Annotated in this window: 7 protein-coding genes and 5 pseudogenes; 8 read left to right on the top strand and 4 right to left on the bottom strand. The window is 51.1% G+C overall.

The annotated features are described in order from the left end of the window. The first annotated feature begins 520 nt into the window (after positions 1-520). The 4 genes and pseudogenes from J2D77_RS16230 to J2D77_RS16210 form a co-directional block, all read left to right on the top strand. Positions 521-763, top strand: a complete 243-nt coding sequence (locus J2D77_RS16230) for a type II toxin-antitoxin system ParD family antitoxin (protein WP_207847525.1) — start codon at positions 521-523, stop codon at positions 761-763. Further along, positions 763-1,062, top strand: coding sequence for a type II toxin-antitoxin system RelE/ParE family toxin (locus tag J2D77_RS17640; RefSeq protein WP_220556092.1), 300 nt, complete (start codon positions 763-765; stop codon positions 1,060-1,062). The genes J2D77_RS16230 and J2D77_RS17640 overlap by 1 nt, the downstream gene beginning before the upstream one ends. Positions 1,063-1,471: 409 nt before the next feature. Continuing rightward, a pseudogene (locus J2D77_RS17395) lies at positions 1,472-2,175 on the top strand (IS5 family transposase); the annotation flags it as partial. Beyond that, positions 2,151-2,811 (top strand): annotated as a pseudogene (locus J2D77_RS16210) (IS5 family transposase); the annotation flags it as partial. The pseudogenes J2D77_RS17395 and J2D77_RS16210, both read left to right, overlap by 25 nt. 54 nt (positions 2,812-2,865) lie before the next feature. Here the strand turns inward: J2D77_RS16210 and J2D77_RS16205 are convergent. The 3 genes from J2D77_RS16205 to J2D77_RS16195 form a co-directional block, all read right to left on the bottom strand. Further along, the gene (locus J2D77_RS16205) at positions 2,866-3,990 is read right to left on the bottom strand and encodes a nucleotidyltransferase family protein (RefSeq protein ID WP_207847522.1); all 1,125 of its coding nucleotides are present in this window, start codon (positions 3,988-3,990) and stop codon (positions 2,866-2,868) included. A 1-nt stretch (position 3,991) separates the two neighbouring features. Then, positions 3,992-4,732, bottom strand: coding sequence for a Cap15 family cyclic dinucleotide receptor domain-containing protein (locus tag J2D77_RS16200; RefSeq protein ID WP_207847521.1), 741 nt, complete (start codon positions 4,730-4,732; stop codon positions 3,992-3,994). 229 nt (positions 4,733-4,961) lie between these two features. Beyond that, positions 4,962-6,101, bottom strand: coding sequence for a nucleotidyltransferase family protein (locus J2D77_RS16195; RefSeq protein WP_207847520.1), 1,140 nt, complete (start codon positions 6,099-6,101; stop codon positions 4,962-4,964). A gap of 393 nt (positions 6,102-6,494) precedes the next feature. Between J2D77_RS16195 and J2D77_RS17390 the strand changes: the two are divergent. Both J2D77_RS17390 and J2D77_RS16190 read left to right on the top strand, forming a co-directional pair. Further along, positions 6,495-6,755 (top strand): annotated as a pseudogene (locus J2D77_RS17390) (helix-turn-helix transcriptional regulator); the annotation flags it as partial. A gap of 185 nt (positions 6,756-6,940) precedes the next feature. Further along, the gene (locus tag J2D77_RS16190; RefSeq protein WP_331000137.1) at positions 6,941-7,321 is read left to right on the top strand and encodes a DUF2726 domain-containing protein; all 381 of its coding nucleotides are present in this window, start codon (positions 6,941-6,943) and stop codon (positions 7,319-7,321) included. 99 nt (positions 7,322-7,420) lie between these two features. Here the strand turns inward: J2D77_RS16190 and J2D77_RS16185 are convergent. Next, positions 7,421-8,214 (bottom strand): annotated as a pseudogene (locus J2D77_RS16185) (NAD(P)H-dependent oxidoreductase). Between the two features lie 101 nt (positions 8,215-8,315). Here J2D77_RS16185 and J2D77_RS16180 point away from each other — a divergent pair. Continuing rightward, positions 8,316-8,603: pseudogene (locus J2D77_RS16180) on the top strand (LysR family transcriptional regulator); the annotation flags it as partial. 648 nt (positions 8,604-9,251) lie between these two features. Beyond that, the gene (locus tag J2D77_RS16175; RefSeq protein ID WP_207847519.1) at positions 9,252-9,437 is read left to right on the top strand and encodes a hypothetical protein; all 186 of its coding nucleotides are present in this window, start codon (positions 9,252-9,254) and stop codon (positions 9,435-9,437) included. Positions 9,438-9,813 lie beyond the last annotated feature (376 nt).

Here is a 9,813-nt window from a genome sequence, read left to right as displayed (position 1 = left end):
CGCCGATAAATCTCACGACATCGTGACATCGCCTGTTTTAGGCGCAACCTACGCTGGAGTTTCACTCCCATTTGCATCCTATACGCATCCTGCGCCGCGTTTTGGGCACAAAAAAAGCCACCCGTTGGGGTGGCTTTTTCTCTGTCTTATCAGACGCTTACGTATGGTTGCGGGGGCAGGATTTGAACCTGCGGCCTTCAGGTTATGAGCCTTTAGTCCCAGTCTACGACCCGATTGTCTGCTCTGCGCCTGAGCCACCAATTTTACGCCACCACCATCACTTTTTAGAGATCACTTTCGTTCGCACGTGTTGCGCCTACGCTGCTTTCCCCTTGCTTACGCGGAAATACACTTCCCAATTGCATCCTATACACATCCTTATTTTTACCTATGGCCTCTCTCGCCTCTCCATCTTTTTTGTCACTCCATCACAAACGGATGCATCAATACATTACCTCGTTCGCACGCTGGCATTGTACCAATGATTGGTATACCGTTTAAACGTAAGGGGGAGGACTCCATGGCACGCAACACATCAATCTCACTCGGCGACCATTTCGCGGATTTCGTAGACCAGCAGGTGAAAGGTGGACGCTACGGCTCAGCGAGCGACGTCGTACGCGCTGGCCTGCGGATTCTTGAAGAGCGGGAGACACGACTTGAAACTCTTCGCTCAGCCCTGATCGACGGCGAGCAGTCCGGTGCAGCCGAGCCGTTCGATATAGAAGATTTCCTCACCACGAAGGCTAAACAGTTCCGGTGATGCGTTTCCTTTTAAGGCCAGCGGCTCAAGCCGATCTGTCAGCAATCTGGGATTATTCAGCACAACGATGGGGAACCACTCAGGCCGATGACTATGTTCGAGCTATTGGACGAGCCTGTCAGGATCTTGCGGCCGGAACACGGCATGGACGGACTGCCGACGATATTCGGGCAGGGTATCTCAAGATGCTCGTCGGCTCTCATCTGCTCTTTTTTCGGGTAAACGAGGATGGCTTTATCGACGTAATCCGCATTCTGCACGAGCGTATGGACCCCACACGCCATATGACAGATGTGTAGCCTTGGTTGAATCTAAATGCACGTGAGCCAGCTCTGTCGTCGAGCGCTGCGCGTATTATATCGTGTCACGTGCAACTGCACAAATAAACCCATTCCAATCAGGGTCGTTCTTTGACTGGCAAATCTATTCTTCCCGTTTACTTAAAATTCTGAACGATCTTTTTTCTTGGCAGCACCCTGATAGCGGAAAAGGGCATTGAGCACGCGCTTTCATGAACGATGTTGCCCGCCGGGCCGAACCCACTGCAAGAGCTTAGATTTCACTTTGGATGTCTGACACATCTCCTCGAAACAGGAAATGACAGCTACTGGTTCTGCCCCAGCACTGCTGCATTAGGCTCAGAACCTATTAATTTACTGAACTGAGCAGATTGTTGTGATTCACAGGCTTACTGATGGAGGTTAGGCTGTGAGTGACGTGTTTTTGCTGTCTGAGAACCAGATGGAACGGATCAGACCGTTTTTCCCTCTGGCTCATGGGGTTCCGCGTGTGGATGACCGTCGTGTTCTGAGCGGGATTGTTTACGTGATCCGCAACGGTCTTCAGTGGAAAGACGCCCCGAAAGCGTATGGTCCGCATAAGACCTTATACAACCGCTTTATCCGATGGAACTGCCTGGGTGTCTTTGACAGGATATTTGTCGCCCTAACAGAACAGGCTGGCCGTTCGAAGCGTCTGATGATCGATGCGACACATCTGAAAGCACACCGGACAGCAGCCTCCCTGCTTAAAAAGGGGTTTTTCCCCGCCATATCGGACGCACGAAAGGTGGCCTGAACTCAAAACTCCATGCCGTGTGCGACGGTCAGGGCCGACCGATCCGGCTTCATCTGACTGCTGGACAGGTCAGTGACTTCAAAGGAGCAGATGTTCTTCTGGCGCACCTGCCGGTAGGAACAGAAGAGGTCATCGGAGATCGGGGTTATGACAGCAACCGGATCAGACGATATCTTGTCGAACGGAACATTACCGCCTGCATTCCACCGAGGAAGAACCGGAAATCAAAGCCATCTTACAACTGGCACCTGTATAAAAAGCGCCACTTTATCGAAAACATGTTCGCAAAGTTGAAAGACCGGCGACGTGTAACCAACTGTTCGTGGAAGCGGTGCTGTATCGCTATCGCGGGGGTATTCCCTCGCGTGATCTCCCAGCCCGTTTCGGGGACTGGAAAAACGTGCATCGCCGTCTGCGCCGCTGGTGCGAAAGTGGTGTTATCGAAAGGATTTTCATGCTTCTGGCGGCAGATCACGACAATGAATACATGATGATAGACAGCACGATTGTCCGGGCGCACCAGCACAGCGCCGGAGCCCTCAAAAAGGGGGTGCGGATCAGGCCATCGGACGATCCCGGGGCGCCTGACCACAAAGATTCATGCCATTTGCGATGCCCTGGGCAACCCGGTGGAACTCGATATCACACAGAGTCAGGATGCTGATATCACTCGCGCTGAACCTCTTCTGAACAACATCGACCTGCACGCTTTCCTTGCTGACAAGGCGTATGATGCCGACAGACTGATTAATCGGCTGACAGAGCGCGGGATTATCCCGGTCATACCGCCCAAAAGCAATAGAACGATACGACGGGAAACAGGCTTTGCTCTTTACAGGGAACGTAATCTTATTGAGCGGTTCTTCAATAAACTCAAACAGTTCCGTGCCATCGTAACCCGCTACGACAAGCTCAGATCAACTTTCCTCTCAGCCGTGCAGTTCGCTTCAGTCATCATTCTGCTTGAATGACGACACGCCGTAGATTGCGTGACATCTAATTAGGAAAATTTTCAGATCAGTTTTTTAGGGGAGGTAATAATTTTCTAAACCCATGTTTGATGATGAAAAAAAGGATGAGGTCGAGGGATAAAGTTCTTCAGTTACATCGTTAAGCAATGTGACAAGCTCATTATGGAGATAACGTAGTCCGTGGAGTTTTTCGTTTGAGTCTATTACGTTTCGACTGCCATCAGGCGTTTTCAAAGACAGGGCAATATCGGTATTGTTAACCATATCTGTTAAAAAATTAGTCAAATTTGTTAGAATCGCAAGCTCGAATCCTGTAGTAACTGAAAGAATGTTTACCGGAGCATTCCATACAAGACCTGCAATGTCGTAACTGCTCAGTAATATACTTGATTTATTAGGTGAGTCTGCCTTTAAATTTTTCAAAAGTCTGATTGCATATTTGGCTCCTTCATTAGTTAACTGGTTTTTTTCCTCGATTTTGGCAATGTGCAAAAACGGATAATTCATCTCCGTTCGTTGCGCTCCTTTGTTGTAAATCGCGATACCTCGGTCTCTTTCTAGAAAACTGACTTGGTGGGTATCGCTGTCGTACCAATGTGCCGGCACAACATCGATTTTACGTGCCAGAGATCCCCCAGAAAGAGCAATAGATTTGTTACCAGAGCAGTCGACGTCTGTAGCATGATACCTCGACGTCAATGTTTCTTCGCATTCTCTACGTAGCTCATTCAGGCGCTGACAGGGATTGATTTCCGGTGCAGGCACATACTGACCAGGTCCTGTGGGGTCATATGTTTTAAAATCGTTGCGAAGAATCAATAAATCGATATCACTGACGCCTTCAATGTGAATATTAAGAGGAACAGAGCCTTGATAGCGAAATTCTACAGGAAAAAGAGATCCGAAGTGTTTGGCTAAATGTGCTTTGATACGATCACCTTCGCTTACGGATTTTTCTGTATACGTATTATCGACTGCCTGCATAGCGCCGAGTGCATATTTAGTTGAGGAGAAATTAGTACGCTGTTCATAAGACTCTAAGCCAAAATTTTCGGCAAGCATTTCGGCGATTTGAGAGTATGCTCGTACAGTGGTCTGAGATTGCAAAGGCACATCAATACCGGGTGCACCAATGCGTCTAGCCTTTAGCCGAAGAAGCTTTAATCCATAATTAGCCATTTTATTGTTTCTTCGTCCATTCCATACGCCCTGCGGTGTTTCTGTACCTATTGAAGTAATCTCCGCTGGCAGTTTTTAGATTTTTACTAAACGTCATTTCAGCATAACCAAGATGCGGCCTAAGTTCTGCCTCTCCTTGACGCGGTTCGTTGTGATAGCTGTATGCGAGAAAATATTCTCCGCAAGCTTGAGGCTCTATACCAACAAATTGACTAAAGGACTTTGATTGGGAAGTTTTTAGCTGGATACAAATTTTTTCCCATGTCTGTGTAATTGTGACATCTGCTTGCCACTCATATCGTATTTCACCATTGTCATCAATGGTTTTACCTAAGCACTCCCATTCTCCATATATCTTTGGGACTTGCAGTACGCCCCACATAAAACGCCAAGCATATTTATTAAAAAGAAAATGAACACCTGTGAAAACTATTGCTGCGGTTAAGGGTGGTAGTGCAATATGCGTTGCAATATTATTTGGGAGAAATGAAGCTGCGATTCCATAAGTTGCTGCGCCGAGAGCAGCAGCTCCAGATGTAATAGCCGCCGCAACTATGCCGAGATACCGGCCTACGTTTGTGCGGCTATGTCCCAATACTGAATACTCATGCTCTACCATTTTTAGTCCTAATTCAATTCCATATTTACGTGCGGCCAAAGCCCAGAAAGCAGCAAAATTACACATAGTAGCCGCACCGGAGAAGTGGCTAGATCCTCTCGAACTACGTTCTTCGACAATCATTCCTTGCTGGCGTGTCGAAATCAATCCTCATAAATACGGGAATCAGAGGTGGCCCCCGTTTTTCAGACAGGGCGATTAGCTATAATCCGACCTGAGAGAGGGTGGTCGTATCGTCTAGGCATACGTATTATCGTGCCTTTCGTCGAGATATCCTTCTCTCCGCGAAAGACGCTGTTGACCGACGAGTGGTAGCCGATTATCGGGTCCAGCCGTCTCGATGGGCTTCAACTTAATATATAGGGACAGTCGTCTCCATGAGAACGCTCAGTGCTTCTTGCGAAGGAGAAGACAAGTTTTCTTCAGATATCATCTTATTCAGACCTTTTAATTCTTGTATTAATATTTTTAAATCCTCAATTTTTTCTTTTTTATCTATAATCAATCGAGTGTTATCGGGTGTTTTAAGGCTAAACAAACGGCTTTCATTGGAGACAATAATGTCAAGTTCTTTTTCCAAATGAGCCATTACTCTAAGTTCGCGGCTTTCCTCAAGTAGTAATTGATCAGGATTGAGGTGCCAAATTAACGACGCGATATCATAACTGCTTAAAAGGCGAATGTTCCTCTTCGCGTCGGAGTCCGCTTTAAGGTTTTTCATAAGGCGAATGGCCGCTTTGGTACCTCCCGCCGATCTCATATCAACTGAGTTTATCTCGCGCATATAGCGAAATGGATAATTCTTTGATGTAGTATGTTGGTCCTTAATATAAATACATACTCCTTTATCCATATCATCCCCACTGCTTTGGTATTCGACGCCAAGATACCAATGAGCTGGAACAACATCTACTTTCACAGAAAAACTGGGTCCGGATAAGCCGATTGACTTGTTTGATGTTGTATTTACGGTGTTCATTTCTCCGTAACAAGTCAGAAGATGTCGCTCGACATCATTCCTTAGTTCTCGCAACCAATCCGCAGGCTCTAATCCCTTAAGGTGGCTCGGCCAACTCCCGTAATCGGCTGCTTTCGCTCCTTTTGGCGAATATGTTCGATAATCTGTACGAAAACATAAGAGATCGACATCGCTTATACCCTCTATGTGAAGATTAAGCGGGACCGAACCTTGAAGTTCAAACTTAGCTTTCAGTTGGCTTCTTAATTTCGTTTGAAGATATCGCTTCACTCGATCGGCTTCGGCTAACGCCGCTCTCGTAAAACGGCTTTCGACTTCCTGCATTGCTCCCAACGCGAATGTTGTCGCGGGTTTGTTCCCCGCTCGAACTTGATAACTCTCTGTTACTGCTTGATCACCTACCATTGCTGAGTCGGCAATGGCCTCCATGCTCATGTGCTTGGAAAAAACATTAGTACCACCAGTTCGGCGAAACTGCAGATTGGCCAACTTGTTGGCGTAATTGGTAGACATTAAGAGATTTTCCTTGGGGCTATTTGACCGCAACTCGCGCGTTTTTTGTGAAGTATGCTCCCGTTGCACATGTCAATTTTTGTCAAAAATCAAATCACAGCAATCCGAATTGCGCATAAGAAGCTTGTTGTGTAGCTATTCTCCTGTAATAGAAGATTACGGCTGGGGGAGAGGCTACAGGGCACGCGTCATGTACATGAATACCCTTCCTCCTAGGTACGCGTATTTCCCGCTTGCCTGTCATAGCTGCCGTTCTCAATAAGCATTTCCTACCGGATTGCCGGAAACAGATCTATCGCTTTCGGCACTCTCCAGACCTTCGATCCTCCGCCACGGTTCGCCATGGCCCGCTGTCGTGACCGACAGCGGCCGAACCCAACCGGAGGCCCGATCATGCTCGATCCCAAGACGGGGTTGCCGACCCGTTTCCTGCGCACGCCCGATGCGGCGCGCTTCCTCGGCATTTCCATCCGTACATTGGAAAAGCACCGCACCTACGGCACCGGCCCGACCTATCGGAAGATCGGTGGTCGTATCGTCTATGCCCTCGCAGATCTTCAGGGATGGGTCGAGAACGGTGTCCGTAAATCCACCACCGACGAGACACCCTGTCGTGTCTTTCCGGCCCGTCCGCTGACTCCAGCCGAAAAGGCGAACTTTCGTCGTTACGCCGCCGGATTGCCTCTCTGGAAACACAGGCTGCCGACCAGAAGAAGGACGCAGAGCGTCGGCGGCAATATTTTCAGGACAACGACCTTTCTAATACGCAGAATCAGCTACATTTCATCAGTCAGTGCAGTCTGCGGGCCGTCCGTCCCGTCAATAAGGAGGCTGTGCAGGTGCTCTACGCGCTCGACGAGTGGATCAGGACGTATCAGCCCGACTGGCGTTTCGCCTTCGAGGTTTCGATGGGTGGGTTCATCAGAACGACTTACGACCCGGAAGATCCGCGCCAGAAGCAGGCTTTCAGTTCTTATAGCGGCAAGCGTGTCGATTTCCTGCTGATTGATCGCTATGGGCTGCCAATACTGGTGATCGAATATAATGGTACGGGCCATGACCTGTCCGGCGATGCTGATGACCGCATGGCGGTGAAGCGTCTGGCCTTGCAGAAGGCGGGTATTCCTTTGCTCGAAATTCCCGAAAAGATGGCCAGAGTGCAAATTATGGCTGCCATTTCCGAGGCCGCCGGGGCGGCTCTCAAGGTAAAAACAGGCTAAGGGAGTGCCAGGACGCGTATCAGAAGACTTCGTCCCGGACCGCTCCTATGACCATAGTCATGGTTATGGCTACGCAAAGCATCATAGGCTCTCATGCGATTATTTCTGCGTCGTCACCGCCGCATGCAGGGCAAAGCCGACGGTGCCAGGTGCTTCCAGACCGGCCTTCAGCTCCATGGTGGGAATCTGATAGTCGCCGCCATTCTGTTGCCGGTACGGGATCGGCGCCGTTGTTGTCAGCGTCCGCATCCGTTCGCGGAGCTGCTCCGCCAGAATGTCGAAACCCGTGTCATCCAGTCGATCCACCTTGTAGGCCACGAACGGCGGCAGGACGGTGAAACCCGGAGAGAACAGGATGCCGTGATTGATGGGAAACAGTAGATCGTCGATCGGACCGTTGATCCCGCGCGCGGAATAATGTTCCGGCCAGCCTCCTGCGGTGACGATCAGCATGGCGCGCTTGCCCGCCATCGTCCCCTCGCCGTAGCGGTCGCCCCAGCGGCGGTCGCTTGTTCGCCGACACCATAGGCGAACCCACAGGCATAGACGCGATCCACCCAGCCCTTGAGGATCGCGGGCATGGCGAACCACCAGAGCGGGAACTGGAGAATCACCGTGTCGGCCCAGCGCAGCTTGTCCTGCTCGGCTTTCACGTCATCCGTCAGGCCACCTTCGGCGAATTCGCGCGAGGACGCGGAAGCCACTTTCAGGCGCTCGTCCGCTGGGATGTCCGGGAAGTCGGACCGGTCAACCGTCGCTTTCCAGCGCATGGCGTAGAGGTCGGATACCCTGACCTCATGGCCCTGTGCCTGCAACGCGCTGATGGCGACATCAAGCAGGGCACCGTTGAGAGAGTGCCGTTCGGGATGGGCGAAGACGATCAGGATATTCATGAGCGTGTCTTTCCACGGAAAGAAATTTCGTGTTCAGCCCAGGCTAGTCGATAGGCTACTGTTCTCCCATACGGTGAGAACGAAAGGCACAATGCCGGAAAATGGAACAATCTCTGATCTCGCTGGAGCGTATGCGGCCCTTCGTGCGTGTTGCTGAACGCGGCAATCTGGCGGCCGTCGCGCGGGAAACCGGCGCGGGGGCGTCCACCATCACACGGCATTTGCGCGACCTTGAAGAGGCTCTGGGCGTTTCGCTGCTGACGCGGACAACGCGGCGTACCGCGCTGACCGACGAAGGAACGCACTATTACGCCCATTGCGTGCAGATCCTCTCCCTCGTCGAACAGGCGAGCCAGGAAATGCGTGATACGCGGCAGGCGACGGCCGGGATCCGACTTCGCGGATCGGCGAGGGGAGGATGGAAAATGAGCGCCGCTCGCCGGGCGAGTGCCCGGCTCGCGGACTATTCTGGCAGGCGCGGACGAACGCCATAATGTCGTGCGATTGCGTTACGAGATCGACATATCTCCAAACACAGTCTGCACAAAATCTTCCCATTGCGCATCCTGATTGTCCTGCTGCCAGAAGCAGGCGCAAGAGGAAGGGTAACGCGATGCCGATATCAGATTGGCAGGCGACGGCCGCTTACGAATATGCACAAGACATAGCTGCCGGCGGCATGGCTGGGAATATCTTCGACGTGACGACGAATAGTAGGCTGGGACATCAAGAGATCAACCAGTCTTGAGACGTTGCGATCGACGCGGACTCCGTTTGTATGCGATGCCGTTGTTCACATTGTTGATCAGAAGGTGTCGCGTCGGCCACTGCTCCCCATTCTAATGGGAGAAAGGTCATGCGTTGTGTCATAGGAATGGACATTCACCGCACCTTCGCCGAAGTCGTTTTCTGGAAGGATGGCCGATTGCGCCATTTCGGTCGGGTCGACATGACCCGCTCGGGACTGGAGAAAACGGACAGGATCATCGTCGAGGCGACCGACAATGCGATGTCGGTCGTCCGGATCCTCGAACCGTATGTCGGCCCGGTCAATTGTCGCAAACCCGATGCAGGTCAAGGCGATCGTCCATGCCCGGATCAAAACCGACAAGATCGATGCCGGGATTTTAGCGCAGCTTCAGGCAAGCGACTTCCTCCCCAGAGTCTGGGTGCCCGACGCCGCTACGGAACGACTGTGTCGTCTGGTGGCGCGACGCAACTAGGTCATTCGGCATCGTACCCGGGTCAGGAATGAGATGCGTGCGATGCTCAGGCACATCTCGTAACGCAATGTCCACATGCCAACCTGTTCAATCAACGTGGACGCGATTGTCTGACGCAACAAGTCCTGCCGGAGGATGAGCACCTAACGATCGCTCGCCATATCCGGCAGATCGATCGGCTCGGCGCGCGCTCAGAGCGAATCTGTTCCCGTCAAAATGACCTAGCTCCGATATTCACGCACACGTGAAATCGGGCAAACCTACGCTGGAGTTTCACTCCCATCTGCATCCTATACGCATCCTGCGGTGGAAATTTAGACGCAAAAAAGCCGCCTCTGAGGGCGGCATTTTTTGTTAGATATCAGTATGTTTAGCT

This window comes from Acetobacter garciniae (assembly GCF_017377735.1).
GTDB classification, from domain to species: Bacteria; Pseudomonadota; Alphaproteobacteria; order Acetobacterales; family Acetobacteraceae; genus Acetobacter; species Acetobacter garciniae.
This window is presented reverse-complemented; position numbering and strand designations above follow the sequence as displayed.

Coding starts and splice junctions, on each gene's coding strand:
- J2D77_RS16230 (WP_207847525.1), top strand. CDS start 521: ATGGCACGCAACACATCAATCTCACTCGGCGACCATTTCGCGGATTTC.
- J2D77_RS17640 (WP_220556092.1), top strand. CDS start 763: ATGCGTTTCCTTTTAAGGCCAGCGGCTCAAGCCGATCTGTCAGCAATC.
- J2D77_RS16205 (WP_207847522.1), bottom strand. CDS start 3,990: ATGGCTAATTATGGATTAAAGCTTCTTCGGCTAAAGGCTAGACGCATT.
- J2D77_RS16200 (WP_207847521.1), bottom strand. CDS start 4,732: ATGATTGTCGAAGAACGTAGTTCGAGAGGATCTAGCCACTTCTCCGGT.
- J2D77_RS16175 (WP_207847519.1), top strand. CDS start 9,252: ATGTCGGCCCGGTCAATTGTCGCAAACCCGATGCAGGTCAAGGCGATC.
- J2D77_RS16195 (WP_207847520.1), bottom strand. CDS start 6,101: ATGTCTACCAATTACGCCAACAAGTTGGCCAATCTGCAGTTTCGCCGA.